This window comes from Bradyrhizobium sp. S3.7.6, assembly GCF_054061875.1.
In genome coordinates this window covers 3,708,696-3,735,651 of record NZ_JBSSEQ010000001.1, presented here as the reverse complement: position 1 = coordinate 3,735,651, position 26,956 = coordinate 3,708,696, and the positions used below count along the sequence as shown (strand labels likewise).

30 protein-coding genes are annotated in these 26,956 nt (G+C 64.5%); 24 read left to right on the top strand and 6 right to left on the bottom strand.

Translation table 11 applies throughout. From position 1 onward, the window contains the following. Positions 1-17 precede the first annotated feature (17 nt). Positions 18-752 carry an IclR family transcriptional regulator gene (locus ACVJ5M_RS17570; RefSeq protein ID WP_354097419.1) on the bottom strand — a complete coding sequence of 245 codons (735 nt, stop codon included), beginning with the start codon at positions 750-752 and terminating at the stop codon, positions 18-20. 90 nt (positions 753-842) lie between these two features. On the opposite strand from ACVJ5M_RS17570, the gene ACVJ5M_RS17565 reads away from it, so the two are divergent. From ACVJ5M_RS17565 to ACVJ5M_RS17520, 10 genes are all read left to right on the top strand, one after another. Next, complete coding sequence (locus tag ACVJ5M_RS17565; RefSeq protein WP_354097418.1) at positions 843-1,523, top strand: RraA family protein; 681 nt, start codon at positions 843-845, stop codon at positions 1,521-1,523. A gap of 2 nt (positions 1,524-1,525) precedes the next feature. Further along, entirely contained in the window at positions 1,526-2,788 is a 1,263-nt protein-coding gene (locus tag ACVJ5M_RS17560; RefSeq protein WP_354097417.1) for a 3-isopropylmalate dehydratase large subunit, read from the top strand. Next, the gene (locus tag ACVJ5M_RS17555; protein WP_354097416.1) at positions 2,785-3,282 is read left to right on the top strand and encodes a LeuD/DmdB family oxidoreductase small subunit; all 498 of its coding nucleotides are present in this window, start codon (positions 2,785-2,787) and stop codon (positions 3,280-3,282) included. Before ACVJ5M_RS17560 ends, ACVJ5M_RS17555 begins: the two co-directional genes overlap by 4 nt. Next, positions 3,279-4,457: a pyridoxal-phosphate-dependent aminotransferase family protein gene (locus ACVJ5M_RS17550; protein ID WP_354097415.1), complete on the top strand. Its 1,179-nt coding sequence runs from the start codon at positions 3,279-3,281 to the stop codon at positions 4,455-4,457. Before ACVJ5M_RS17555 ends, ACVJ5M_RS17550 begins: the two co-directional genes overlap by 4 nt. A 31-nt stretch (positions 4,458-4,488) precedes the next feature. After that, on the top strand, positions 4,489-5,496 hold the full coding sequence (locus tag ACVJ5M_RS17545) for an extracellular solute-binding protein (protein WP_354099764.1): 1,008 nt from the start codon (positions 4,489-4,491) through the stop codon (positions 5,494-5,496). A 4-nt stretch (positions 5,497-5,500) separates the two neighbouring features. Further along, a complete protein-coding gene (locus tag ACVJ5M_RS17540; RefSeq protein WP_354097414.1) occupies positions 5,501-6,562 on the top strand; it encodes an ABC transporter ATP-binding protein in 1,062 nt (353 codons plus the stop codon). Then, entirely contained in the window at positions 6,559-8,196 is a 1,638-nt protein-coding gene (locus ACVJ5M_RS17535; protein ID WP_085404243.1) for an ABC transporter permease, read from the top strand. Before ACVJ5M_RS17540 ends, ACVJ5M_RS17535 begins: the two co-directional genes overlap by 4 nt. 17 nt (positions 8,197-8,213) lie before the next feature. Next, positions 8,214-9,269, top strand: coding sequence for a threonine aldolase family protein (locus ACVJ5M_RS17530; protein WP_354097413.1), 1,056 nt, complete (start codon positions 8,214-8,216; stop codon positions 9,267-9,269). A gap of 385 nt (positions 9,270-9,654) precedes the next feature. After that, complete coding sequence (locus ACVJ5M_RS17525) at positions 9,655-9,885, top strand: hypothetical protein (RefSeq protein WP_014494050.1); 231 nt, start codon at positions 9,655-9,657, stop codon at positions 9,883-9,885. A 37-nt stretch (positions 9,886-9,922) separates the two neighbouring features. Continuing rightward, positions 9,923-10,321 (top strand): hypothetical protein, encoded by a 399-nt coding sequence (locus ACVJ5M_RS17520; RefSeq protein WP_354097412.1) that lies wholly within the window; start codon positions 9,923-9,925, stop codon positions 10,319-10,321. A gap of 130 nt (positions 10,322-10,451) precedes the next feature. Here ACVJ5M_RS17520 and ACVJ5M_RS17515 read toward each other — a convergent pair whose 3' ends face one another. Next, positions 10,452-11,009, bottom strand: a complete 558-nt coding sequence (locus ACVJ5M_RS17515) for an SET domain-containing protein (protein WP_071912271.1) — start codon at positions 11,007-11,009, stop codon at positions 10,452-10,454. Between the two features lie 162 nt (positions 11,010-11,171). On the opposite strand from ACVJ5M_RS17515, the gene ACVJ5M_RS17510 reads away from it, so the two are divergent. Further along, positions 11,172-11,777, top strand: coding sequence for a hypothetical protein (locus tag ACVJ5M_RS17510; RefSeq protein ID WP_354097411.1), 606 nt, complete (start codon positions 11,172-11,174; stop codon positions 11,775-11,777). A gap of 21 nt (positions 11,778-11,798) precedes the next feature. On the opposite strand, the gene ACVJ5M_RS17505 is transcribed toward ACVJ5M_RS17510, so the two are convergent. Then, positions 11,799-12,533, bottom strand: a complete 735-nt coding sequence (locus tag ACVJ5M_RS17505; RefSeq protein ID WP_354097410.1) for a TetR/AcrR family transcriptional regulator — start codon at positions 12,531-12,533, stop codon at positions 11,799-11,801. A 106-nt stretch (positions 12,534-12,639) separates the two neighbouring features. On the opposite strand from ACVJ5M_RS17505, the gene ACVJ5M_RS17500 reads away from it, so the two are divergent. From ACVJ5M_RS17500 to ACVJ5M_RS17470, 7 genes are all read left to right on the top strand, one after another. Further along, entirely contained in the window at positions 12,640-14,037 is a 1,398-nt protein-coding gene (locus ACVJ5M_RS17500; RefSeq protein ID WP_354099765.1) for a carotenoid oxygenase family protein, read from the top strand. A gap of 74 nt (positions 14,038-14,111) precedes the next feature. Next, a complete protein-coding gene (locus tag ACVJ5M_RS17495) occupies positions 14,112-14,375 on the top strand; it encodes a hypothetical protein (protein ID WP_354097408.1) in 264 nt (87 codons plus the stop codon). Positions 14,376-14,451: 76 nt separating this feature from the next. Continuing rightward, on the top strand, positions 14,452-15,027 hold the full coding sequence (locus tag ACVJ5M_RS17490; protein WP_354097407.1) for a hypothetical protein: 576 nt from the start codon (positions 14,452-14,454) through the stop codon (positions 15,025-15,027). Between the two features lie 12 nt (positions 15,028-15,039). Further along, positions 15,040-15,594: an inner membrane-spanning protein YciB gene (locus ACVJ5M_RS17485; protein ID WP_014494042.1), complete on the top strand. Its 555-nt coding sequence runs from the start codon at positions 15,040-15,042 to the stop codon at positions 15,592-15,594. Positions 15,595-15,699: 105 nt separating this feature from the next. Continuing rightward, positions 15,700-15,996 (top strand): hypothetical protein, encoded by a 297-nt coding sequence (locus ACVJ5M_RS17480; protein WP_071912259.1) that lies wholly within the window; start codon positions 15,700-15,702, stop codon positions 15,994-15,996. Positions 15,997-16,010: 14 nt separating this feature from the next. Further along, positions 16,011-16,931 carry an SH3 domain-containing protein gene (locus tag ACVJ5M_RS17475; protein ID WP_354097406.1) on the top strand — a complete coding sequence of 307 codons (921 nt, stop codon included), beginning with the start codon at positions 16,011-16,013 and terminating at the stop codon, positions 16,929-16,931. A gap of 85 nt (positions 16,932-17,016) precedes the next feature. After that, a complete protein-coding gene (locus ACVJ5M_RS17470; RefSeq protein ID WP_354097405.1) occupies positions 17,017-18,069 on the top strand; it encodes a DUF3616 domain-containing protein in 1,053 nt (350 codons plus the stop codon). Between the two features lie 53 nt (positions 18,070-18,122). Here the strand turns inward: ACVJ5M_RS17470 and ACVJ5M_RS17465 are convergent, their stop codons facing one another. Then, entirely contained in the window at positions 18,123-19,778 is a 1,656-nt protein-coding gene (locus ACVJ5M_RS17465; protein WP_354097404.1) for a fumarate hydratase, read from the bottom strand. 246 nt (positions 19,779-20,024) lie between these two features. Between ACVJ5M_RS17465 and ACVJ5M_RS17460 the strand changes: the two genes are divergently transcribed. The 4 genes from ACVJ5M_RS17460 to ACVJ5M_RS17445 all read left to right on the top strand — a co-directional run bounded on the left by ACVJ5M_RS17460 (position 20,025) and on the right by ACVJ5M_RS17445 (position 23,181). Then, positions 20,025-20,498 (top strand): hypothetical protein, encoded by a 474-nt coding sequence (locus tag ACVJ5M_RS17460; protein WP_354097403.1) that lies wholly within the window; start codon positions 20,025-20,027, stop codon positions 20,496-20,498. A gap of 261 nt (positions 20,499-20,759) precedes the next feature. After that, positions 20,760-20,930, top strand: coding sequence for a hypothetical protein (locus tag ACVJ5M_RS17455; RefSeq protein ID WP_166090739.1), 171 nt, complete (start codon positions 20,760-20,762; stop codon positions 20,928-20,930). 611 nt (positions 20,931-21,541) lie between these two features. Beyond that, positions 21,542-22,426: a helix-turn-helix transcriptional regulator gene (locus ACVJ5M_RS17450; protein ID WP_354099766.1), complete on the top strand. Its 885-nt coding sequence runs from the start codon at positions 21,542-21,544 to the stop codon at positions 22,424-22,426. An 80-nt stretch (positions 22,427-22,506) separates the two neighbouring features. Beyond that, entirely contained in the window at positions 22,507-23,181 is a 675-nt protein-coding gene (locus tag ACVJ5M_RS17445) for a methyltransferase family protein (RefSeq protein WP_354097401.1), read from the top strand. Between the two features lie 17 nt (positions 23,182-23,198). Here the strand turns inward: ACVJ5M_RS17445 and ACVJ5M_RS17440 are convergent, their stop codons facing one another. Further along, a complete protein-coding gene (locus ACVJ5M_RS17440; RefSeq protein WP_354097400.1) occupies positions 23,199-23,906 on the bottom strand; it encodes a glutathione S-transferase in 708 nt (235 codons plus the stop codon). 200 nt (positions 23,907-24,106) lie between these two features. Beyond that, positions 24,107-24,781, bottom strand: coding sequence for a lectin (locus ACVJ5M_RS17435; protein ID WP_063982296.1), 675 nt, complete (start codon positions 24,779-24,781; stop codon positions 24,107-24,109). 251 nt (positions 24,782-25,032) lie between these two features. Here ACVJ5M_RS17435 and ACVJ5M_RS17430 point away from each other — a divergent pair, with 251 nt between their 5' ends. Further along, positions 25,033-26,106 carry an NrtA/SsuA/CpmA family ABC transporter substrate-binding protein gene (locus tag ACVJ5M_RS17430; protein ID WP_456679364.1) on the top strand — a complete coding sequence of 358 codons (1,074 nt, stop codon included), beginning with the start codon at positions 25,033-25,035 and terminating at the stop codon, positions 26,104-26,106. Positions 26,107-26,120: 14 nt separating this feature from the next. Beyond that, on the top strand, positions 26,121-26,945 hold the full coding sequence (locus ACVJ5M_RS17425; protein WP_354097398.1) for an ABC transporter permease: 825 nt from the start codon (positions 26,121-26,123) through the stop codon (positions 26,943-26,945). Positions 26,946-26,956: the final 11 nt, after the last annotated feature.

The window sequence follows — 26,956 nt, the reverse complement described above, 5'->3', positions numbered from 1 at the left end:
CCCCGAACGGGGCGGCGTTAGGGAGAGCCTGTTTCGGCCGACGGCAGACTGACGATCCGCGGCGCGCCGACATCGCGGGGCAATGGCGCGCCGAGCACAAGTGAGAGCCGATACGAGGCGTCGGTGAGCCGGGACGCCAGCGCCTGGAGGTCGGCCTGACGGATGCGTTCGATTGGGCCGCTCACGGTCATGGCGCCCACCAGCGCTCCGTCGTGGCCGAAAACGGCGGTGGAGAGGGAGGCCGTCACAGCGTCGTAGATTCCGGAACTGACGAAGACCTGCACGCCGCCATCCGTGCGGTCTGCCCAGCGCGCCGTCCGCAGCACTTGTCCCGTCGAGGTCAAATCGAGTGGCGCGAGATTTGTGGGCCGCGCGACGTCGCGCACGAGCTGCGGCGAATCCACCCGAAACAGACAGAGCCGGCTATCGCGTTCACGCACGTGGAACGCACTGCTCTCCAACGTCTCCTGGCTTAGCCGCTGAAGGACCGGCAGCACATGCTGTTCGAGATTGAAATTGGCCCGATAGGTGATGCCGAGCTGGAATGTCTTTGCGCCGAGCGCGTAGCGGCCGTCGCTGAGGCGGACGACGTAGCCGGCTTCATCCAGCGACACCAGCGAGCGCATCACGGTCGGTTTCGCCAAGCCCGTGATCTTGGCGATGTCGGCCAGGCTGCGCGACCCGGCTCCAGCGAAGGTATCCAGGATCGCCAACGCCCGTTGCACGGCGGCGACCCCTTGCGTCTTGGGCATCGAAAATCCCTGTCCTGCCGATTTTCGGTTGACCTCGGCTCGTCACCGTTACACTATGCGTAACGGCGTTCCATTTTCAATGGGGTTGATATGGCCGTAGGGTTCAGGATCCTTTCCCGCAAGCGTGTTGTCGCAGGCGAATGGGTCGAACGGGCTCGCGCCCTTCCGGTCGCCAACATCAGCGATGTGATGTCGCGCATGGCCGCGGGCGGCGCCACGCTCCGGCCGATGCATGCGGCTGGCGGCATGGCCGGTCCCGCTTTGACCGTGAAGACGCGCCCCGGCGACAATCTGATGGTCCACAAAGCGCTCGACATCGCGGTTGCCGGCGACGTCATCGTGGTCGATGCGGGCGGCGACCTCAGCAACGCAATCTTCGGCGAGATGATGCTCGCGCAGGCCGCCCGGCGCGGCGTCGCCGGCATCGTTATCCATGGCGCGATCCGCGATGCCGCTGCGATCCGGGCAAACCCGCTTCCCGTTTTCGCGGCGGGTGTCACCCATCGCGGTCCGTACAAGGACGGTCCGGGCGAGATCAACGGACCGATCGCGATCGGCGGCTTGGTCATCCAGTCCGGCGATTTGGTGCTGGGCGACGACGACGGCGTGCTAGCCGTCGCCATCGACGATTGCCGAGCGGTGATCGAGGCAGCCGAAGCCAAGCAGTCTGCCGAGACCAAGCAAATGGCGGCGATCGAAGCCGGTACCCTCGATCGTAGCTGGGTCGACGCCTCCCTCCGACGTCTCGGCTGCGAGATGCCAGAGGTCTAGCGATGGCCGGGCGTACGATCTCCGAGAAGATCCTCGCTCGAAAATCCGGGCAGGATGCGCACGCCGGGGACCTCGTGGTCTGCGAGGTCGATTGCGCGCTCGGCACCGACGGTTCGGTCCCGATGGCGCTCGACTATTTCAAGGCGATGGGCGGAGAGAACGTGCGCGATGCCGCCCGATTGGTCTTTGCTCTCGACCATTACGTGCCGCCGACAAGCCCGCAGACGATCGAGCTGCACCGCGTGATGCGGGACTTCGCCAGGCGGTTCAGCGTCACGCTGCATGAAGCCGGTGAAGGAATCGGTCACCAGCTCATCGTGGAGACGGGCCGCGCTCTGCCGGGTGGTCTGGTCGTCGGAGCCGACAGCCATGCCGTGACATACGGGGCACTGAATTGCTTTGCGACCGGGATAGGCTCGTCCGATCTCGCCGCGGTCATGCTGTGTGGCCGGATCTGGCTGCGCGTGCCGGATTCGATCCGCGTCGTCCTGACCGGACAACTGCCGAACGGCGTCTATGCGAAGGATATCGCACTGGCCCTCGCGGGCATGCTCGGCGCTGACGGTGCCGCCTATCAGGCACTCGAATTCGCAGGACCGGGTGTCGCCACCCTCGCGCTGGAGGACCGCCTCGTCCTGAGCAATCTTGCGGTCGAGATGGGCGCGAAGACCGGCATTTTCCCGGCCGATGCTGAAACCGTCGCCTATCTGCAGGGCCGCACCGGCCAGGCTTTCGAACCGATCGCAGCGGATCCGGATGCGCACTACAGCCGGACCGTGGAGATCGCGCTCGACGCCCTCACGCCGCGGATCGCGTTGCCGCATCTGGTGGATCAGGTCGTGGCGCTCGAGGATGCGGCCGGCACGCCGGTACAGATGGTCTATCTCGGCACCTGCACCGGCGGCAGGTTACGCGACTTCCATCAGGCCCTCGCCGTGCTCGAGGCGGGTGGAGGCGTCGCGCCCGGCGTGCAGCTCGTGGTCACGCCGGCATCGCGCGAGGTCCGCGACGCCATGACGGCCGATGGCACGCTCGACGCCCTGGTCGGCTTCGGCGCCACCGTGGTCGAGCCGGGCTGCGGCTCCTGCTGCGGGACCTGTGGGGTGATCCCCGGCGACGGGGTTTCGGTGATCTCGACCGCCAACCGGAACTTCAAGGGCCGCATGGGCAACGCCAAGGCATCGATCTACCTCGCCTCCCCGGCAGCTTGCGCAGCCGCCGCGACCCGCGGTGTCGTGACCGATCCTCGCGAGGTGTCGCGATGACAGCCCTGCGAGGACGCGCGCGACTTGTCGGCGACGACGTCAATACCGACTCGATCATCAGCTCGACCCGCAAGCGGGAGAGCCTCGCCCCCGCCGTTCTCAGGCAATTCCTGTTCGAGCATATCGATCCGACCTTTGCAGCTTCTGTGCAACCGGGAGACATCCTGGTGGCGGGCAAGAATTTCGGTTGCGGCTCGGCGATGGAGGTTGCCGTCACGACCGTGCTCGGGGCCGGCATTCCTGCGGTGCTGGCGCGAAGCTTCTCGCGCACCTACTACCGCAACGCGATCAACAACGGCCTGCTGCCGCTTGTCTGCGAAACCGGCGGGATTCGTGAGGGCGACATCCTGATCTCCGACGGCACCGGCGCGATCCGCAACGAACGCAGCGGTGAGACCCTCAGCCCGGAGCCGCTGCCGCCGATCATGCTGGCTATCCTGCGCGCGGGCGGCCTCGTTCCCTACATGCGTCAAAACGGTGACTTCAAGCTATGACGACCACAGACACTCCGAGCGCCATTGCCTCGACGGGATACCGTCTTCGGCTTCCCGGTCCAACCGAAGTGCCCGAGCGGGTGCGGCAGGCGATGGCTCGGGTGATGGTCAACCATCGCGGACCCGAATGCCGGACTGCAATCGGCGAGGCGGAGGAGATGATCCGCCCGATTTTAGGCACGACGAACCGCATCCTGTTCTTTGCGAGCTCCGGAACCGGCGTTATGGAGGCTGCGCTCGTCAACGCGGCCGGACCGGGCCATCGGATCCTCGTAGTCGAGCATGGTCAGTTCGGTGAGCGTTTCACCACGATCGCCAAGGCCATGAACATCACCGTCGACACGGTCGCGATCGAATGGGGCCAGGCGATCGATGTCGCCGCGGTGGAGGCTCGGTTGCGCGAGCACCCCTATCGCGCCGTCGTCGTCGTGCACAATGAGAGCTCGACCGGGATCGTGGCCGATCTCGCGGCGCTTGGCGCACTCGTGCGCGACCGGCCAACGCTGCTCATCGCAGATTCCGTCAGCGGTCTCGGCGGCATCGCGATGCGGCAGGACGAATGGGGCGTCGACATCGTCGTCTCGGCCTCGCAAAAGGCCTTGATGTGCCCGCCCGGCCTCGCACTTGCCAGCGTCAGCGCCAAGGCGTGGCGCGTGATCGGGCAGGACGAGCAGCGATCGGCCTTCTATTGGGATTTCCGTCGCGCGCTGAAATCCGCGGAGCAGAACGAGACCGCGTTCACGGCACCGGTGAGCCTCATCTATGGCCTGCGTGAGGCCTTGACGATGATGCACGAGGAAGGCTTCGCCAACGTGCTCGCGCGCCACAAGAAGCTCTCCGCCGCGTTGCGCGCCGGCGGCGCGGCGCTCGGACTCGCAGATTTTTGCCGCGATGAGCCACGCTCGAACACGGTCGTGGTTTTCAAAGTCCCCGACGGGCTCGAAGGCGGAGCCATCGTGCGGCAGCTCTACCAGGATCACCGCACGGTGATCGCAGGCGCCCGCAACCGTCTCTCCGGGCGTGTCATCCGGTTTGGCACGATGGGTGCTTTGAGCGCGGGGACCATTCTGACCGACCTTCTGCATCTCGAGGACGCACTCACGAAGTTCGGCCTGCCGATCGAACCCGGCGCCGGGCTCAAGGCGGCCACCGAGTACCTCGCCGCAACCGCATGAGCAATCGCTGAAACCACGAGGGCGAACCACGATGAGATCTCCTGCCTCCATCCTCGCCCGAGTCGTGACGCTCGCGGCATCGCTGTTCGCGGCCGGGCTGGCCTCGGCCCAGCAGAGCGTCGTGCTCTATTCGGCCAACGACGACACCGTGAACAAGCTTGTCGCCGAAGGCTTCGCCAAGGCGACCGGAATCAAGGTCGACGTGGTCTCGACCGGATCAGGCGTGCTGGTGCGCCGCGTCGCGTCCGAGGCCGCCAATCCGCAGGGCGACGTGATCTGGGGCGTCAGTGCGACGCTGCTGCGGCTGGCGAGCCCGCACCTTCAGGCTTACGCGGCGAAGGGCCGCGAAGCCGTGCCGGCGCAATTTCGCGATCCAAACGACCTTTGGCTGGGCACCAACATCCAGGTCGTTGTGATCGGCCAGAACACCAAGGCGATCGACAAGGCCAGCGGGCCCAAAGCCTGGGCAGACCTCCTCGATCCGAAATGGAAAGGCAAGCTCGCCTTTACCGACCCTGCCAATTCCGGATTCTCATATGCGGCCGCGACCACGCTTCTCTCGCTGTGGGGCGCGGACGACGCAGCCTGGACCAAGATGGACGGGCTGCTTGCGAATGCGAAAGTGCTCAACCGCTCGACCCAGGTCTTCGACGGGATCGGCAGCGGCGAATATCCGCTTGGCATCACGCTCGAATATGCCGGCTTCCTGTGGGTCCATAACGGTGCGCCGGTGAGCGTCGCCTATCCGGCCGAGGGCACCTATGCGGGCGTCGAGGGCGCGGCCATCCTGAAAGGCGGACCGAACCCCGAGCCTGCCAAACGGCTGGTCGACTATCTGGCCAGCAAGGAAGTCCAGGAGATGTTGCTGAAGGCGACGTTCCGGCGCCCTGCCCGTCAGGATATCGAGCTCGAGGCAGTCGCACCGGGGATGCTGCCGTTCTCGGCGGTCAAGGTGCTGCCCTATGACGACACCAAATGGGAAGCGGCCCGTCGCGACACCCTCGCGCGGCTGAAGACCACGATCCAGAACACGCGCTGATCCGATGACCGCGATCCGGATTGAAAACCTGACCCGCACCTTCGGCGCGGTGCGGGCCGTGGACGACATCTCGCTCGACATCAAGCATGGCGAGCTGTTCACGCTGCTTGGGCCGTCAGGCTGCGGGAAGACGACGTTGCTGCGCATGATCGCAGGCTTCATCGACGTCGAATCCGGCTCCATTTGCTTCGACGGCCGGCGCATCGATGCTCTGCCCGCGCATCGCCGCGACACCGGCATGGTGTTTCAGAACTACGCGATCTTCCCGAACCACACCGTCGCCGAAAACGTGGCCTACGGGCTGAAGGCCAGGAAGGTTCCGGCTGCCGAGATCGCATCGCGCGTCGACAAGGCGCTCGAGCGGGTGCGCCTTGCAGGTTACGGTCCGCGGTCACCACACCAGCTCTCCGGCGGTCAGCTGCAACGCGTGGCAATCGCCCGCGCGCTCGTGATCGAGCCCGCCGTGCTCCTGTTCGACGAGCCGCTGTCCAACCTCGACGCGCAGTTGCGTACCGAAATGCGGATCGAGGTCCGGCAGCTGCAGCAGGCGCTCGGCCTGACTGCGATCTACGTGACGCATGATCAGGAGGAGGCGCTCGCCATCTCCGACCGCATCGCCGTCTTGCGTCACGGCAAGATCGAGCAAGTTGACACGCCGGAGCGCATCTATCGGATGCCGCAGACTGCCTTCGTCGCCGAATTCCTCGGCTCGACCAATATGGTGCCGGGCATCGCGGGAGCTTTCGACGGCCGTAACACTCCTGTCGCAGCAGCCGGAACGGAATTCACGGTCAGAGGCGAGGTCGCAGCGCCCGGCGCGCCGGTGTTACTGTCGGTCAGGCCGGAGGCCCTGCAGCTGCGAGACGGTTCCGGTGGCTCGCTTGTGCATGCGCGTCTGGCGCTGCGTGAATTTCTCGGCCCGGTACAACGCCTCCACGCAACCCTGCCGGACGGCACTCAGATTCGGATCTCGGCGCTCGGCGGCCAAGCGCTCGATCTCTTGCCCGGCGCGCCGCTCACCCTTGCCTACGACCCTGCCCAGATCACGGCGTATCCAGCGCCATGAAACGCTTCGCCACCATCGTGACGCTGGCGGCGTTGGTGCTGCTCGCGGTGTTTCTGCTCTACCCGCTAGCGCTCGTCCTGGATGCAAGCTTTCGGATCGACGGCACGGGCGGCCTGACACTTGGGAACTATGCGGCGATTGTGAAGAGCCGCTACTATCTCGGCAGCATCGGCAACAGTCTGCTCTGCGCCGCGCTCGCGACGGCCTTCGCATGCGCGATCGGCATCCCGCTCGCCTTCTGTCTTGCCCGGATCGACATACCGGGCCGCGCGCTGCTGCTGACGCTTGCGTCCTTGCCGCTGGTCCTGCCCTCGTTCGTCAGCGCCTACGCCCTCGTGCTGCTGTTCGGCCATGCCGGCGTCGTCACCACCGCTCTGCGCGGGATCGGCATCCCGATCGGATCGATCTACGGCGTGCCCGGCATCGTCATCGTGTTCACGTTGACGCTCTATCCATACGTCGTCATGCCAGTGCTGGCCGGATTCCAGGCAGTCGACGCCTCGATGGAGGAGGCAGCCCGCAATCTCGGCGGCTCACGGCCCTATGTGATCCGCACCGTGCTGCTGCCCATCGTGATGCCGGCGATCCTTGCCGGCGGACTATTGGTGTTCATTGAGGCACTGGAGAATTTCGGCGTGCCAGCGGTGCTGGCTGAGGACCGGCCGTTCCTGGCCGTCGACATCTTCAAGCTGTTCGCCGGCGAATCCGATGCCAACCCGGCCGCGGCGGGCGCACTCAGCGTGCTCCTGATCGCCTGCACGGCGATCGCGCTGCTCGTTCAGCGGCACTACCTCGGCAAGCGCCGGTTTTCGACCAATGCCCGCAGCGCGCCCGCGAAGCTGCCTCTGACGCCGGGACTGCGGCTCACGGCCACGATCGTGAGTTGGGGCATTGTGATTGCCTCGCTGCTGCCGTTCGCGGCCGTGTTGATGATCTCCCTCCTGCGCTTTCGCGGCCCTGTCCTGACCTGGGAGTTCGGATTGGGCAATTACGCCACCCTATTGTCGGGCTCCTATCGGCCGCTGCTCAACACGCTGACGCTCGCCAGCATCGCGGCCGTCGTCACCATGCTGATCGGCGCTCCGATCGGCTATGTCGTGGCCCGGCACCGCTCGCGCCTGTCGGGATTGCTAGATTTCGTCGGCATGGTGCCGTTTGCGGTCTCGGGCACGATCCTGGCGATCGGGCTCATCATCGCGTTCAACAGCGGTCCCTTGATTCTGACCGGCGGCTGGCTGATCCTGGTCATCGCCTATGTCGTCCGCAAGCTCCCCTTCGCGATCCGGTCGTCCTCGGCGATCGTGCACCAGCTCGATCCCTCGCTCGAGGAAGCCTCGATCAATCTCGGGGTCTCGCCAAGCAAAACCTTCGCGACCCTGACCGTACCGTTGATGGCCAGCGGCCTTGTCGGCGGGCTGGTGCTGGTCTGGATCACCGCGGCATCCGAGTTGAGCGCGACCATTGTGCTCTATGCGAGCGGCTGGGTCACCACGACCGTCGTGATGTACCATGCCATCGAGGGCACCGGCGCGGGTCTGGCGGCCGCCGCGGCCGCGGTGCTTATCCTCGTCACCGCAATCCCGTTGCTCCTGATCAATCGGCGCATCAACAAGCAGGAATCAACCGTGATATGACGGCAGGACAGGACGGTATGAACGAAGCAGCCCCGACGCTCCCGAATTTCCGCAGCGACAATGTCGCGCCGGTCAGCCCCGAGATTCTGCGAGCGATCGCCGAGGCCAATCGCGGCCCGGCCGCCGCCTATGGCGACGACGATTATTCAAGATTGTTGAATGCGCGCTTCTCGGAGCTGTTCGAGACCGCGGTCACCTTGTTCCCGGTCTCGACCGGTACGGCGGCCAACGCCTTGTCACTCGCGAGCTGCGCGCGGCCCTATGGCGCCATCTATTGTCACGAAGAGGCGCATATCCACACCGCGGAAGGCGGCGCGACCGAAGCCTTCACAGGCGGCGCGAAGCTCGTCGCCATGTCCGGCCGAAACTTTCGGATCGAGCCGTCGAGCCTGCGCCAGGCGCTGGGCCAGGCGGCTTGGGGAGTCCGCAATCGCTCCCAGCCCGATGCGGTGTCGATCACTCAGGCCAGCGAATATGGAACAATCTATCCCCTCGCCGAGATCGCCGAAATCGGAGCAATCGCCCACGACAGGAATCTGTCGCTGCACATGGATGGCGCCCGGTTCGCCAACGCGCTGGCGCGGCTCGATTGCAGCCCGGCCGACATGACATGGCGCGCCGGCGTCGACATCCTGTCCTTCGGGGCGACGAAGAACGGGGCAATGTCGGCGGATGCGATCGTGGTGTTCGACCAGGATCTCGTCGAATCCCTGTCCTATCGGCTTCGCCGCGCCGGCCAGACCTCCTCGAAGATGCGCTTCGCGTCGGCACAGCTGCTCGCCTACATCGAGGATCGGCTTTATCTGCGGCTCGCGGCGAAGGCCAATGCCGTGGCCGCGCGTCTTGGAGCGGGTCTCGCTGCGCTGCCCGACGTTCAGCTCATTGCGCCAGTGGAAGCCAATCTGGTTTTCATCAACCTGCCCGCTTTGGCCATCAACCGTCTTGCAGCGAGCGGGCTGCAATTCGCGCGACGGGGCCAGGACGTAATCCGGTTTGTGGCTCGCTTTGACAGCACCGAACAGGATGCTGACGAGGTCATCGCGCTCGTCCATCGCGCGATCGCAGGAGGCTGAGAGCGATCATTCCTTAGCCGATCATTCTGCAGATAGTTGCCCCGCCCACCGTCACCCACGCGTCTACAGCCTTCCAAATTTTCGATTGCAGCTCCTGCGCAACAAGAGCATCGCTTGGCAAGCGGCACACGCTCAACCAACTGCCACGCCCGTTAGGGCGCGTGATGTCTGGCCGGTAGAGCCTGCCGAAACGCTTCTTCAAATAACCGGCCCATCTTTCTAGTAGAGCGATGGTCTCGGGACTGCGCACGATGACCAGCCTGCGCGCACCTCGCGAACAGCATCGAACACCTTAGGAGTATCGCGAACGGGCGCATTCTTTACCCGCGAGGTAATCGAATTGGTCCCCGCCACGGCGCATCTTCGGTCGCAACAGGAGATGACCATGATCGCGCTGCTGCTCTACCGGACCATCGCAGACCACCTTGTTCCCTGGGCCGTGACGCTCGCGACCCGCATGCTGGCACGCAGCCTCAACATGCCCGAGCCCCTGGTGCATTCGACCGGCCACTATGTCGTCGCGCAGGTCACAGCCTTCGAGCACGGCGTCGGCAAGAGCCTCTGCCCGTTCCGCCTCGCCCGCCTGCTCCGCGCCTGGTGGCGCGGACGGCACTGAATTCACCCCCAAGCCCAACCCAACCATGGAGACCACGATGATCGACGCATCCACCTTCCTGCGCCGCGCGCTTCTCGCCGACGCCATCTTCAGCGGCGTCGCCGCCCTCGGCTTCACCTTCGGCGCCGGCGCGTTCGCATCGCTGTTCAACCTGCCTGAAGCGCTGCTGCGCGAGACCGGCCTGTTCCTGATCGCCTACACCGCGCTGGTCGGCTGGCTTGCCTCGCGTGCCTCTGTGGCGAGGCCGCTCGTGCTGCTGGTCGTGGTCGGCAACGCGGCCTGGACGGTCGGCAGCATCGCGCTGCTGTTCTCGGGCGCGGTGTCGCCGAACCTCGGCGGCGAGCTTATGGTCGTCGCGCAGGCGATTGCGACCGGCGTGTTTGCCGAGCTGCAATATGTGGGATTGCGGAAGAGCGGGAATGTGGTGGCGGTGTGAGACCACGTCACTCGCTGTCGTCGCCCGGCTCGACCGGGCGACCCAGTATTCCGAGACAGTAGACGGATGCGGATGGGCTGCGGCGTACTGGATGCCCCGCTTTCGCGGGGCATGACACCGCGGCTAATGGCTATGCTCGCGCGCGACCGTTCTTCTTGCCAACGGCATGGCCGTTGAGCTTCTTCTTGCCGGCCTTCGCGCCCGCCTTCTTGGCCTTGGCTTCCGTGCGCGCCTTCACCTTGGTGCGTTCGGCGCGGGCCTCGGCACGCAGCTTCTTGCGCTTGGCCTCGCAGGAAGGGCATTTGCAGCCGATCGGCTTCAGATAGGCTTTGAAGTAGTCGGTGCCGTAATCGTAGTTGATCTCGTCGCCCGGCTCGATGTTCCTGATGGCGCGGATGAAGACCTTGCGCTCGCGCGGCCGGACGTCGGACTCGGCGTTGGGGCGGCAGGAATGGTTGATGTAGCGGGCGAGGTTCTTGCGCACCGACCCGTCGATGGTCCAGCGGTTGTTGAGCTCGAACAAATATTTGTTCTCGATCTCGTCATGCGCGGGAATTCTGGAGTCCAGGATCGGTCCGAAATAACGGATGATCCGGGTCCCCTTCTTGATCGGCATGGTAGCGAAGAGGCCAAGTCCGGTCTTGGAACGGCCGACGCGATAGGATTTGCTGGAAGCGATGGCTGGCATGATCGAATGAGATATGTCGCGGACGAAGCGCGGTAGGCGCAGCGGAAGGCGCCCTTCTAGAACGATTCCGCGCCGCTGTCAGGTACATCCCGCCTCTGTTTGAACCTTGCCCACAGTGAAGACGTCTGAAGGAGGGAGTTCCCTCTGTATCAAGGCGTCGTCATGAGGCGTATCGCGTTCCTTTGTCTGACCGTGCTGCTGACTTGCCTGAGCGCGGGTCACGTCGCCGCCCAATCCATGGGCAGCACCTATTCCTCCACAGCGCCAAAAGCCTGCCGCCAGATCGGCAAGCCCAGCGAGCTCGACGGCAGCACCACGCGGGTCTGCCCGGGAAAAGACGGCCTGATCGTGCTGATCGCCGAGGACGATCTGCGCGAAATCGTCTCGGTCGGCCGCAATCGCAAGGCCGCAGCGGAGGAACCGGCGGCGAAGGTCTGGTTCGCGCCATTCAATTCATCGGAGGCCACCGTCGAATGGCGTCGCGCGGGCACCAAGCCGTTTGCCATGATCCAGCGCTGGCACATCGCGGATAGCACCGATCCCGACAAGCAGGGACGGCCGAACACCAAGGCCATGCTCGTCGTGACGCGGCTGCCGCCGGGGCCGGTCTGCCACGTCGCCTATGTCGATGCCATCGCCAACCCCACCGCCAATGAGCTCGCGCGCAAGGCGGCCGACGATTTCGCCCGCAGCTTCACTTGCGGCAAGGACGAGGTGAAGATTGTCGGCACGCGTGGACGTGCGGTCGAACTCGCGACGATGCGCTAGGGCAGCGCCCGCCCGAAGGCGCTATGCCGGCAGCTTCGCCGTGATGGGCGCCGTCAGCATCGCCTCGAGCAACTGTTCGGCCGTCGTCCCCTCGGGCAGCCGCCCCAAAATATCTTCGAGACGGCCATCGAGCAGCAGCATGGTGAAGCCGTGCACCATCGACCAGGCGCGCGCGATCGCGGCGCCCTGGTTCAGCGTCAGCGAATCTTCGCTGATCTGCTCCTGACGCATCATGCCGATGGCGTTGGCAAGGCCGGCGAAGGAGGCTTCGGCCGCCTCGTGCAGCGAGGGCCTGGAATAATCGAGCCGCTCGGTGCGGAACATGATGCCGTACATGCCGGGATGGGCCTGCGCATAGGCGACATAGGCCTTCGGCCGCGCCAGCGCGCGCTCCAGCGGCGTGGTGGCGGCGTCGCAGGACGAGGCCATCGCCGCGTTGAACTGGCGGAAGCCGACGGCCGCGAGCTCGCTGAGCAGGCCGGTGAGATCGCCGAAATGATGGGTCGGCGCGGCATGCGAGACGCCCGCCTCCCGCGCCACCGCGCGCAAGGTCAGGCCGGAGAGCCCGTCGCGCTCCAGCACCCGTTCGGCGGCCTGGAGCAGCGCCTCGCGCAGGGCGCCGTGATGATACGGCGTCTCCGTCTTCGCTACTGCCGGACGGCGTGCGGAACGCGCCTGCGCGCTCGCGGCCGACGATGTCTTGCGCGGGGTACGCGGCTTGCGCGCTGTTTCGCTGTTGGTGTCGCTTTTGGCCATTTGCAAGCTATATGACGCAATATTGACAGTGTAAAGATTTCACTTGACGAATGCGGCGATCGGCATTATTCGATCTTTACGATGTAAAGATAGGGAGGGATACGCCGTGCAGCACGACGCCGTCACCGAGCGCCGCCATAACCTCGGTCCGATTCCATTCGAAGCCGATGCGCCATTCCTCAAAATCGTCGGGGAATTGCCGCGCGATCTGAATGGCGTGCTCTATCGCAACGGTCCCAATCCGCAGTTCGATGCGCCCGGTGCGCACTGGTTCGTCGGCGACGGCATGCTGCACGCCTTCCACCTCGAGAACGGCCGCGCCAGCTATCGCAACCGCTGGGTCCGAACGCCGAAATGGCTGGCCGAGCACGATGCAGGCCGCGCGCTGTTCGGCGGCTTCGGCCGCAAGCTGCCGGATGCGCCGCAAAACCTCACCGACGGCGGCGTCGCCAACACCAACATCATCTGTCATGCCGGCAAGCTCTTGGCGCTGGAAGAAGCGCATCTGCCGACCGAGATCGAGCCGGGCACGCTGGCGACGCGCGGCTATCACAATTATCAGGGTCGCGTCGCCGGCAGCTTCACGGCGCATCCGAAGGTCGACCCGGTCACCGGCGAACTCGTGTTCTTCGGCTACAACGCCGCGGGTCCGCTGACCCCTGCCCTCTCCTACGGATCAATCGACGCCTCCGGCAAGGCCACGCGCTTCGAACGTTTCGAGGCGCCCTACGCCAGCATGGTGCACGACTTCATCGTCACCGAGAACCATGTGCTGTTTCCGATCCTCCCGATCACCGGCAGCATGGAGCGCGCGATGAGCGGACGGCCGCCTTATGCCTGGGAGCCGGACAAGGGCGCCTATGTCGGCGTGATGAAGCGCAACGGCACGGCCAAGGACATCGTCTGGTTCCGCGGTGAAGCCTGCTATGTCTTCCACATCATGAATGCGTGGGAAGACGGTAACCGCATCATCGCCGACGTCATGCAGTTCGAGGAAGCGCCACTGTTTCCGCATCCCGATGGCCGGCCGACGGATCCGGAGAAATCACGCGCCCGCCATTGCCGCTGGACGTTCGATCTCTCAGGGAAGACCGACCGCTTCCAGCAGACCTACCTCGACGATCTCACGGGCGAATTCCCCCGCATCGACGACCGCCGCGCGGGATTGAAAAGCCATCACGGCTGGTACGCCTGCGCCAATCCGCGGCTGCCGATGTTCGGCGCGCTGTCGGGCATCGTCCATGTCGACGGCAACGGCAGACGGCTCGGTCATTATCTGCTGCCGGCCGGCGATACCATCTCCGAGCCGGTGTTCGTCGAGCGCGCGACGGATGCAGCGGAAGGCGACGGCTGGCTGTTGGCGGTGGTCTGGCGCGCGCGGGAGAACCGCAGCGACCTCGCCGTGTTCAACGCCACCGATGTCGAAGCCGGCCCCGTCGCGCTGGTGCAGCTCGGCCACCGCGTCCCCGACGGCTTTCACGGCAATTGGGTGGGCGCGCAGTAACTCTTGTCATTCCGGGGCGCGACGACGTCGCGAGCCCCGGAATGACATCGCGGATGTCACCAAAGAGGCCTCGCATGCACATGCCCTCGATCACCGCAGATTGCCTTGCCGTCCTCGCCCTGGCCTCCGCTGCGCTCGCACTCCGGATGATCCGGCTGCGACGGAGCGGCCATGTCATCTTCAACGGCGGTATCTTGCTCTCGGTCGGCCTCCTGCTCGCCGCCGCGCTGCCGATCCTGTCGCGCCTGCCCTGGGCGGAATTCGCCGACGAGGCGTCCGACCAAGCCATTGCAGCATTTCATTTTTTGGAAGTTACCTACGTTATTTTGACACTGTAAAGATTTCGCTTGACCCGGCATCGCTTCTGATTTACTTATCTTTACAACGTAAAGATTGGCCAGACCGAGGCGGCTCATGGCGATTTTCCTGATCCTCGCGCCCTACGGCGCCTACACTTTCCTGATGCTGGTGACGTCGGCCACGATCAGCGTGTTCGCCGCGTCTGCAATCTGCCTCGCCACCGTCACGGTCGATATCGCGCGCGGCCGCTCCGTGAAGATCCTGGCGATGGGCTCGGCGATCGTATTCGCCGCAATCGGCATCTACCTCGCGCTGATCGACCCGAAGCTCGGCACGCTGGGCGTCAAGCTGTCGGTCGACATCGGCATCTTCGTCATCTCGCTCGGCTCGATGCTGGTCCGCCACCCGTTCACGCTGCAATATGCGGTTGAAACGGTCCCGGCCGAGACGGCGGCGATGCCCGGCTTCCTCACCGCCAATTACGTCATCACCGGCGCATGGACCGCCGCCGCGCTGTTGATGATGGCCGCCAACATCGCGCTGCTCTACGTCCCCGGCCTGCCGCTCTGGTCGGGCCTTGCGGTCGCCTTCGCCGCCCGCAACAGCGCGATCTACTTTACAAAATGGTATCCCGAGTATCGCCAGATCAAGTACGGTGCGCCGGCCAGCGCAATGCCCAACACCCGCTGAACAGGACAGACGATGAAGGACGTATTCGCCCGCCTCGCCTCCGACTTCCTCTCCGCCATCGTTTTCCTGGTCATCTACCTCATCACCGACAACGTCGTCCTGGCTACGTCGGTGGCGATTGCCGGAGCGATCGCGCAGGTGATCTACGCGCGCGTGAAGGGGCAGCAGCTCAATTACATGACCTATGCGAGCCTCGCGCTCGTCGTCGTGCTGGGCACCGTCACCCTGCTGACCAATGATCCCCGCTTCATGCTGGCAAAGCCCTCGATCGCGCATTTCGCTATCGGCGCCATCATGCTCAAGCGCGGCTGGATGCTGCGCTACATGCCGCCGATCGTCGTCGAGACCGTTCCGGAATATGTGACGGCCGCGGGCTATGCCTGGGCGTTGCTGATGTTCGTGATCGGCGCCGGCATGATCGCGGTCGCCTCCACCGGCGATCTGAAGCTATGGGCGTTCTACATCACGGTGGTCGCAGGCGGCGCCAAGATCCTCGCCTTTGCCGTGCAGTATGTCGTGCTTCGCCTCATTGTCACCAGCCGGCGCCGTGCCGCCGCCCGCGCCTAAATGCCTCCAAGGGAGGGTTAGGCAGCTGCTGCGAGTTGCGCTATATGCTCGGCCAGGGACGGGCCGCGGATCGTCGCTGCCCGCCGGGATTTATGGGAGACACGAATGGCCGTGGACGGCAACTGGACTCTGACCATGACGACGCCCATGGGCGAGCGCAAGGCCACGCTGACTTTGCTGAACTCCGGCGGCACACTGACCGGAACACAGGGCGCCGACGGCAATTCGGCCGAGATCTTCGACGGCACCATCAGCGGCGACGCCGTCAACTGGAAAGTCTCGATCACCAATCCGATGCCGTTGACGCTCGAGTTCATCGGAACGGTCTCTGGCGACAGCATGAGCGGCGAGATGGGCATCGGCCCGATGGGCAGCTTTCCGTTCACGGGCGCGCGCGCGTAGGCACGTTGCGATCCGTGCGCGTGCTCCGTCTCATCGCGGCAGCGATCCTGTGTGTTGCGACACAATCGGCGCGCGCGGATGACACCGAACCGGCGTGGCGCGCAAGCGCGCTCGCCATGGTGCCGGCGGGCTATGTCGCCGGCACGGCCTATCGGACCGAAGGATCGACCGGCACCCTCGCCGTCTATCCGGCCTCGTCGAACGATCCGAAGACACCGGCAAGCGTGTTCGCTGCGCGCCAGGCCCTCGTCGTCACGCTGACGCCGGATGCGACGCGCGCGGTCTCGGCCGAATTGAAGCCGCGCAGCGGGCCGGATCCTGACAACGACGACACCGATTTCGCAAAGCTCCACGCCGATCTCGCCGCCCGGCGCGCAACGCTGCCCGATGGGACCGAGCCGTGCGATCTCGGCGCCTGGTCCATCGACAAGGATCCTGATGGCCTCAACGTCCGCGCCGAGCCCTCGGCGAAAGCGCGCGTGCTCGGCACGCTGCCGCCGCCCTACCGGCTGAAGCTTGGCGGTGCCGAGAACACGCCCGACGGCGGCTGGCTCACCGAATTCCGCATCATCGGCTTCAAGGATGGCTGGTTCCTGATCGAAGGCGCAAAACCGCCGGGCAAGGACTACGAGGACGACAAGAGATATCCGCGCAGCGCGCCAAAACCCTATGCGGGGCGCGGCTGGGTCGCGTCCAACAAGGTCGGCGCGTCCTACGCCAATGGCGCGACGCGCATGGGCGGACTTTTCCAGGCGCCGTTCGTCGATGCGAAATGGATGCCGGCCCAGCGCGAGCTCGGCGGCCCAATCGACACCGACGGCGGCCCGAAGCGCATCTTTGCCTGTAGCGGGCTCTGGGGCCTCGTCGAGAGCCAGGACGGCGTCCGCGGCTGGTGGCGCTCGCTGTGCTCGAACCAGGTTACGAATTGCAGCTAACGGGAGAGAGCGCTCCGCGACATTCTCGCCCTTGCCTTCCTCACAATTCAGGATTGTATTTGGGGATAGCGTCCGGGAGGGAAGAATGCCTGACAGCATCACGGGTACCTCTCATCGATCACTGACGGCCGCATTCGTTTGCCTTCTGCTGGGAGCGACGATCTCGGCCGGGCGTGGCGAACCGTTGCCGCCGAAGATTGCTCCGGAGGCAACGATCTGGAAGCCCGCTTCGATCTTCAAGGAGAATGAGAAGCACGAAAAGCTCAAGGATCAGCCGCGCATGAACCTGAGCGGTGCCGCGTGCGTACCGACCACGCCGAAATTCACATCGTGCCTGATTGCCAATGATCAGCAGAAGTATGCGCAGTTCTTCTCGATCGAAGACAAGATGCTCGTTCCGCGGGACCTCGTTCTGCTTTCGGATGAAAAGAAGGACCCCGATGCCGAGGGCGTCGCTTATGAAGACGGCTTCTTCTATGTCACCGGATCGCATGGCCGAAGCCGTCACAGTGACAAGAAAAACCTATCGAGTTACGTCGTGTTTCGGATTGCTGTGGATCCGCAAACCGGAACTCCCAAGACCAAACCTAACGCTACGAACGTCGATGGCGTGGAGTCGAGCTCGCGGCTGCGCAAAGTGCTTAAGAATGACGACGACGTCGAAGCGTATTTCAACGAGCCGCTTGCGGAGAGCGGTGTCAACATCGAGGGGATAGCGGTCAGGAACGGGCGCATGTACTTCGGACTGCGAGGACCATCGGTGAAGCGTCACGCCTACGTGCTCAGCGTCAACGCGGATGCGCTCTTCACCAAGCACGGCGATCTCAAGCCTGAGACCGCCTCGATCGAACTCGGGAAGGATACCGGGATCCGGGACCTGGCCGTAGTCAAGGACGGCATATTAATACTCGCAGGCCCGACGCGCGATGAAGATGTTCCCTATACCGTCTGGCTGTGGGACGGCAGCAACGAGACCGCTGCCAAGCCCTTGGCTACGCTCGATCTGAGCAAGGTCAAGGAAGGCGCCAAAGCAGAGATTCTGCTTCCCCTCGAGGACGACGCAACCAGCATTCGCGTCCTTGTCATGTTCGACAGCGTCGAAAACGGCGGCGCCATATCGTTCAAAATAAGGCGCTGAGCGCACGCCGCCACCGTCCGCCGAGCAGGGACCGGCGGACGATGGCAGATCTGCTAGCCCAAATTCAGCTCCTTGAAGAAGTCATTCCCCTTGTCATCGATGATGATGAACGCCGGGAAGTCGACGACTTCGATGCGCCAGATCGCCTCCATGCCGAGCTCGGGATATTCGAGCACCTCGACCTTCTTGATGCAGTGCTCGGCGAGGTTCGCAGCCGCACCGCCGATCGAGCCGAGATAGAAGCCGCCATACTTCTTGCAGGCCTCGCGCACGGCAGGCGCGCGGTTGCCCTTCGCCACCATCACCATCGAGCCGCCAGCGGCCTGGAACTGGTCGACGAAGGAATCCATGCGGCCCGCGGTGGTCGGGCCGAACGCGCCGGAGGCGTAGCCCTCGGGCGTCTTGGCGGGGCCGGCGTAATAGACCGGATGGTTCTTGAAATAGTCCGGCAGCGGCTCGCCCCTCTCGAGGCGCTCGCGCAGCTTGGCATGCGCGCTATCGCGCGCGACGATCATGGTGCCGGTCATCGAGACCCGCGTCTTGGTCGGGTACTTCGAGAACGTCGCCAGGATGTCCTTCATCGGCTGGTTGAGGTCGATCTTGACGACCTCGCCGCCGAGCGACTGCTCGACCTGCGGCAGATACTGCGCCGGGTTGTGCTCGAGCTCCTCCAGATAGACGCCATCCCTGGTGATCTTGCCGAGCACCTGGCGGTCGGCCGAGCAGGACACGCCGAGCCCGATCGGCAGCGAGGCGCCGTGGCGCGGCATGCGGATCACGCGGACGTCGTGACAGAAATACTTTCCACCGAACTGCGCGCCAACGCCGAGCGACTGCGTCATCTTGTGGATTTCCTGCTCCATCTCGACGTCGCGGAAGGCGTTGCCGTCGGGCGAGCCGTGGGTCGGCAGCGCGTCGAGATAGCGGGCGGAGGCGAGCTTCACCGTCTTCATGCACAGCTCGGCCGAGGTGCCGCCGATCACGATGGCGAGGTGATAGGGCGGGCACGCCGCGGTGCCCAGCGTCAGGATCTTCTCCTTCAGGAAGGCGAGCAGCCGATCCTTGGTCAGCACCGAGGGCGTGGCCTGGAACAGGAAGCTTTTATTGGCGGAGCCGCCGCCCTTCGCCATGAACATGAACTTGTAGGCGTCGTCGCCCTCCGCGTAGATCTCGCACTGCGCCGGCATGTTGTTGGCGGTGTTCTTCTCCTCGTACATCGACAAGGGCGCGACCTGCGAGTAACGCAAATTGCGACGGAGATACGCATCGCGCGCGCCTTCCGACAGCGCCGCCTCGTCGTCACCGTCGGTGATGACGTTGCAGCCCTTCTTGCCCATAATGATCGCGGTGCCGGTGTCCTGGCACATCGGCAGCACGCCGCCGGCCGCGATGTTGGCATTCTTCAGGAAGTCCAGCGCAACGAACTTGTCGTTCGGGCTCGCCTCGCCGTCCTCCAGGATCGCGCGGAGCTGCTTCAGATGGCCGGGGCGCAGATAGTGGTTGATGTCGCCAAAGGCCGCCTCCGACAGCGCCCGCAGCGCCTCGCGCGACACCACCAGCATGTCCTTCCCCAGGACCTTCTCGACCCTGACACCCTCGGCCGTGATCTTCTTGTAGGGCGTCTCGTCCTTGCCCAGCGGGAACAGCGGGGTGTGCTTGTAGGGCGGAACGGGTTTTGCGGGGTCGGGGAAGGCGGTGGGAGCGTTCATGGGCAAATCTCGGGGTTTTGGAGCCCTCGCGGGCCTCTAAGCGTAGAAGCGTTCTAAGCTTTTTTGCCGCGAATGGAAGGCGTTCTGGCGCGGCCGAGGCATCCCGATTCGGCGTCACGACGGCCCTTTTTGGTTGCCGTCGGCCGGACGCAAGGTGGCGACGACCGTCCCCGGCAGGCTCTGGGTGCCCCCCTTGCGCTCGGCGCGCGACGAAGGTTGAATGCGCGGCCTAAGGGGCTTTTCATCATGATTTTCAAACTGAACGTCCGCGGCGCGATCCTGGTCGCCGCCGCCATCACCGGCCTTGTGACCCTCGCCTCGCCTGCCCGCGCGGATCGCTGCGATGACAGCGCCAAGGAGCTGACGAACCAGGTCGAGCGCCTCAAGGTGAATTTCCGGGCCGCCAACATCGTCTACCTCTCGCACCCCGCGGCCAAGGAGCTGTCCGTGGGTTGCCGCGGCGACAAATATTCCATCGAGCTTTATGCCAAGGGCGATCGCAAGCCGACGCCGGACTTCTTGGCGCTGGTGGGTTCGATGGCGGCGATCGTCTTCACCGTCACGAAGGACGACACCACGACGGGCGCGACACGCTGCCTGAAGCGGATGGGACTGTTGCGCGGCGACAAGGTCGTCATGCGCTACCGCCGGCTCAACATGGAATGCACGCGTACCAAGACGGATGCGTCCATCGCGATCACGCGCGGCAAGGACGAATAAGCGGGGCACTCGCTCTTTCCACACGCTCCGTCATTGCGAGCGCAGCGAAGCAATCCAGAGTCTTTCCGCGGCGGGATTCTGGATTGCTTCGCTGCGCTCGCAATGACGAGGAGAGAGCCGCGGTCCACTCAAATCGTGCACTCGCGGGACCAAGAACGGCATCCCACCGCACCAACTCCCTCGCATTTTAACGATTGGCTTGACGGAAGCTTCGCTCCTCGCAGCGCAAGGTCGATTGTTTCCATGTGTGAGGATTTGTGGATGAGCGTCTCTACCGTTGCGCCGCCGCCGATCGCGATCGTGGTGCCGAGCTACGACGCGACCAAGCAACAGGACGACCAGAAGACCAAGGACAACGACCCGACCTACAAGCCGCCGCCGCCCGCGCCGCTGCCGCCGGGTCAGGGCACACGGATCGATCAGCTCGCCTGATCAAGCCGGTCGAAGATGAAACGCCCGATCCGGTCGATCGGGCTTTTCGCGTGTCCGGCCGCATCTTCCCCGGATAGCGGGACCAATATCGTGCGCGGCTGACCTGCGCATGATCGCATAATTGCCGTTGCAGAACACGATCACCGCCGCGGCCACGGGCGCGCTGCTGTTCGCTTGCGCCGGGACGATGCACTGGCCTTCGGCCTGACTGTTCCCGCGCCACGTCCGTCCGGCCCGTTCCTCCCGGCATCTCGCTCAGCGCCCGCCAGGGCTGCGAGAGCGTCTTCAAGTGTGATCCGGCTCATCAAATTTCCACATCCGGCGTGCTCATCTGCGAGGCCGAACGAGCCCATCCATCCGTTCATGGACACGCTTATGGAACTGAATGAAAAGCTGCTCTCGCTGGTGACGGACATCTACGATGCAGCGCTCGACGATTCCCGATGGACGGCGACACTTGGCAGCATCGTCGACATGGCGGGCGGCCAGAGCGGTGGTCTGGTCTGGATCGGGGCAGCCGGCGAGGCCGTGATCTCGCATGCCGTCGGTGTCGAACCCGCCTATGTTCAGTCTACATCGAAACCTACGAGCCATTCGATCCGTCGCGCAGCGTGCTCCACGCCGCGGTCGGCCAAATCCAGACGATCAGGGACTGGATCGACGTCGACGAATTCCGGACGACCACATTCTACAACGAATGGGCGCAGCCGCAGGGTCTCGAGGACGCCGCCAACATCCTGCTCGGCAAGTCTGCCGAGGGAATATCCCGTCTCTCGATCATGAAGGGCGGCGGGCCTGTCGATCGCAGGATGTATCAGACCATCTCTCACCTGACGCCGCACATGCAACGGGCCATGCTCGTCAGACAGAAGCTGCAGCAGCAGAATGCATTGGAGACGACGTCGGTCCGCACGCTCGACGCTCTGCGCACCGCCGTTCTGCTGCTCGATGCCGACGGTCATATCACGCACGCCAATGCGAGCGCGCGAGAGATTTTGGACGAGGCCGACGTCCTTCGTTCGGTCCATGGCCGGCTCGTGACGTCGGACCTGAATGCCGATCGGATGCTGCGGCAGGCACTGGCGGGCACCGCTCTCGGCGACCGGTCGATGACGAGCACGAGCATCTCGCTGCATCTGACGGCCCGCAACGGCTCGCATTATGTCGGGAATCTCCTGCCGCTCACGGCTGGACGCCGGCAAATGTTCGGGGCCGGCTATGAGGCCTGCGCCGTCCTGTTCGTCAGCAAGGCAGCGCTCGAGACGATCGTCGCGCCCGACCTCATCCGGAAGCTCTTCAAGCTGACGCCGGCCGAGCTGCGCGTCTTCCTGGCCATCGTCGAAATCGGCGGGGTTCCTGACGTGGCCAGAAGCATGGGCATCGCCGAAACGACGATCAAGACCCATCTCACCAGGATCTTCACGAAGACCGGAACCAAACGACAGGCGGATCTGGTTCGGCTCGTGGCGGCCTTTACATCGCCCATCAAGATCTGAAGCCAACCCTGTCGCACCGGACGCATGTTTACCCGAAGAATGCTATCAATGCGCCGGCGTGTGACGGAATCAGATCGAACATGATCGCAAAACTGCTGTTGCAGAACACGATCACCACCGCCGGCATGGGCGCGCTGCTGTTCGCTTGCGCCGGGACGATGCATTGGCCTTCGGCCTGGGTGTTCCTCGCCACCTGCGCCCTGCTCGGCCCGCTCTGCGGCTGGTGGCTTTATCGGGTCGATCCGGCGCTGCTCGCCGAACGTCTGCGGCCGGTCCTGCAAAAGGACCAGCCTGCCGCCGACAAGGCCTTCATGATCGTCTTCGTCATTGCGATGCTGGCCTGGCTGGCCGCGATGGGGCTCGACCGGCGCACGCAATCCTCCGACATGCCGGTTGCGTTGCAGGCGCTCGGTCTGGTGCTGTTCGTCCTCTCGACGCTGTTCATCCTGTGGGTGTTCCGCGAGAACTCGTTCGCCGCGCCCGTGGTGAAGCTCCAGGCCGAACGCGCACAGCGCGTGGTCTCGACGGGGCCTTACGCGCATGTGCGCCATCCCATGTACAGCGGCATGATCCTGTTCTTCGCCGGAGTGCCGCTGCTGCTGGGCTCGTGGTGGGGCCTTGCAATGGCGCCGGTCATCGTCGTTTTGTTTGCTGTCCGCATCGGCATCGAGGAGCGCACGCTGCGCGAGGGCCTGCCGGGCTATTCCGACTATATGACGCGCGTGCGCTATCGCCTGCTACCCGGCGTGTGGTGAGCCGCTATCCGGACCGGCTAATTGTCCAATTCCTTGTAGCGCCGGAAAATGCCTTGCTCGTTGAAGGGAATGCGGCGCTCACTTTCGAGATAGGCCTTGATGTTCGGCCGCGCGGCGATCCGGTCGTGCAGGCCGACGAGGCCCGGGATATTTCCCTCGAACGCCTTCATGCGCTTGGGAAAGGCGTAGCGCAGCCCATCGACGATCTGGAACAGGGAGAGATCGACGTAAGTCAGCCTGCGACCGGTGACGTAGGCACCGCCATTGCCGGCGAGGAGCTCTTCGAAATAGCCGAGATATTTCGGCACGCGCTCGTCCCAAAACTCGGCCGTGCGCTTCTTCGCCGGCGCCTTCTGATCTTCATAGTACATCGAAGGCCCGAGCGGGTGATGGGTGTCGTGGATCTCGGTCACGAGGTCGGTGATGGTGAGCTGAAGCTGGTGCACCCAAAGCTTGCCCGCTTCCGTCTTCGGCGCGAGCCCATGACGGGCGCCGAGATAGAGCAGGATGTTGGCGGTCTGGCCGATGACGAGCTTGCCCGCTTTCAGGAACGGCGGTGCAAAGGGCGGCGTGCCGCCATGCGCGTCCATCATCTTCATCATGGCGCTGGTGCCGCGCGCCCCCCGCGCGACGTCGATATAAGCCGCCCCCGCCTCCTCCAGCGCCAGCCGCACATATTCGCCGCGGCCCTGGATCTCGGGCCAGTAGTAGAGCTCGTATTTCATGGGAAGGGGTCCGTGAGCGTGGAAGCGGTCGGACCAATGTAACATGCGGCCGAAGGTTCCGTGAGAGCGAGACGGAACGGCGGCACCACATACCCGTCGTTGCGAGCGCAAGCAAAGCAATCCAGAATCTTTCCGCGGAGACAGTCTGGATTGCTTCGCTACGCTCGCAATGTCGCGGGGAGAGGGCTGCGCGCCCTAACTCAATTCGCCGCGAAACAAAACAGCAGGCCGTCGCCGCCGGTGCTCTTCAGATCGGCCTGCGAGCAGCCGCCGTCAGGACCGCGCGAGGGGTGAGAGCTGTTCCAGGACTTTGACGGCTCGTCGTCGCGCAGGCCCTTACGATCGGCATGGCCGACGACCGCCGCGCCCTGCGTGCTCGACGTCCAGTTCCTGCAGGTCTTGTCGTCGCCCGCGGCAAAAGCGGTGCCGTCCGGTTGCGATCCCGTGAGGATATCGTGTCGGTTCGGCGTGTCGCCGGCGCCGTTGATGACCTCGCCCTTCTCGCTGAGCGCTGTCTGCTTGGTGAGGTTATTGGCCGCGCCGTGCAGGTCGGCAACGTCCTTGGCAATCACCGCACCCTTGGCATTCTGCCACGGTCCCTTGCCAATGCGGTCCTTGGCATTGACGGCGGGCTTGCCGTCAGCGGCCTGCGTCGAGAGATAGGCGCGCCAGGTCTTGCCGCCGGCGCCGCCGGCCTGCGCCAGCTTCTGGCACTGCGCATCGGCTCCCTCCAGGCCGCCGAGATCGGCTCCCTTGCCCGGCCCGCTCGAAGTCACGAAGAAGGTCATGTCGGCTGACTGCGCCCACACCGATGGACTTGCGAAGACCGCGAACGCAACGCCTGCTGGCACGATGACCCTGGCAAGAATGCTCATCCTATCCTCCCGATTGTTCCTGCGATTGCGCCTCGCTGGACGGTCTTTGATCCGCTGACATGAACCCGTCACGACAGACATTATTCCAGCGGCCATCCGCCGCACGCGCATCACCTCGAGCGGCGGCGCACGACCGGTCGCCCCGAGGGCCATGTCGATTAATTGCTTCCCGAGACCGTAGCGCCGGGCGAGCATACCAACGTGGGGCCGATCCTCAAGAGATCGCCCGGGAGAGGACGCGGGAGTCTGCTGTGGGGCCGTTCAGGGCGGCATCCGCGATCACATCGGGGCTGCCGCCGGGCGCGGCGCGAGGGGAGATCGTCATGCACTGGAACACCGTCCGCCCAATCGCGGCAATTGCCGGCTATGCCGCGCTTTGCTGCCTTGCCATCAGTCCGGGCCGCGCCTCGGCCGCGGAATTGCTCAAAGCCCGGCTTGCGCAAAACCTCGGACCGATCTCCGGCCTTGCGATCGTCGCCAAATCGAAGGGGATTTTCGAAAAGAACGGACTGGACATCACCGTCTCGAACTTCACGTCCGGCAAGCAGTGCCTGGACACCGTGATCGGGGGCGGCGCCGACATCGCGACGACGGCGGAGGCGCCGGTCACCGCTTCGGCGATGGCAAACCAGCCCATCGCCTTCGTCGCCGGCATGGAATATTCCGACCTCAAGACGGTCGTCGCGGCCAAGGCCGGCGTCAAGACCAAGGCAGATCTTCGCGGCAAGCGAATCGGATTCACTGCCGGCACCGGCAGCGAGGTCTACACGGCGACTTTGCTGAAGTCGGCGGGATTGACTCCCAAGGATGTCACCCTCGTCAACCTGCGGCCGCAGGAGATGCTGCCGGCACTTGCAGCAGGAAGTATCGACGCGATCGACACTTGGGAACCCCACATCGCCAACGCCAAGAAGGCCCTCAACGAAGCCGTCGCTGAGCTCGATACAACGGGCACTTACTCCGAGACGTTCAACATCGTCGTCACGAGACCCTATCTGGATGCCAACCCTGCGCTGGTTGAGAAGTTCATCGCCTCACTGATCGACGCCGAGGTCTGGACGAAAGCACACCCGGATGAAGCGATCACGGTCGTGGCGGACGCGGTCGGCATGAAGCGGGACGACCTCGCTCCGATCTGGGCCGACTATGTTTACCGGGTGCGTCTCGACGACCGGCTGATCGAGATTCTCAAGACCCACTCCGCATGGCGCCTCGAGAGCGGCAACCATCCTCCGGGAGCGGTGATGCCCGACTTCAGCAAGGTCGTCGTCGCCGAGCCGCTGAAGAAGGTCGACCCCGCACGCGTCACGCTCTCGTGGAAATAGGCACCCGCACAGCCATGCAGGACGGCACTTCAGCAGGACAAGAAATTGCTCTCCGCACCGACGGTCGCGGTCGGCGGCCGGATTCAGCTCGTCTTCGCCGCCTCAATATTCTGATCGGGGCGCTTTCGCTTCCCCTGTTCGTCGGCCTCTGGGAACTGGTCTCTCGTTCCGGGGCCGTCAACATGGTGCTGTTTCCGCCGCCGACAGTGGTAGCTGCGGCGGTCCTTGAGTGGATACGAACCGGGCAGTTCCTTGGCGATCTGCTGGCCAGCCTCTTTCGCGTCACCACGGGGTTCATCTTAGGCGGCGCGCTCGGCATCCTGCTCGGTATCCTCACCGGCCAATTCCCTGTTGTTTCGAGCTTGCTGTCCCCGCTATTCCACATCCTGCGGCCAATTCCGCCGATTGCTTTCGTGCCGATCGTCATCCTGTGGTTCGGCCTGTCGGAGGCGGGAAAACTGTTCCTCGTCGTATGGGGCGTGTTCTTCACGGTTTGGCTTTCGACCCACATCGGCGTGCAGAAGGTCGACCGCGGCCTGATTCGGGCGGCGTTGATGCTCGGCACGCCCCGGCGGCAGATGCTCCAGGAGATCGTGCTGCTGGGCGCGCTTCCCTACATCGTGGTCGGGTTGCGCACCGCTGTCAGCATCTCGTTTTACACGCTTGTCGCGGCCGAACTCGCAGGCGCTTTCGCCGGCATCGTCTACAGGATCGAGATTGCGCAGCAGAATTTGCAAACGGGCCAGGTCATGGGCGGGCTCGCAGCGCTCGGGTTGATTTCGTTCACTGCCGACCGGCTGTTTTCGGCTCTTGCGGAACGTACTGTCTGGTGGCGTTGATGTCTGGAGCT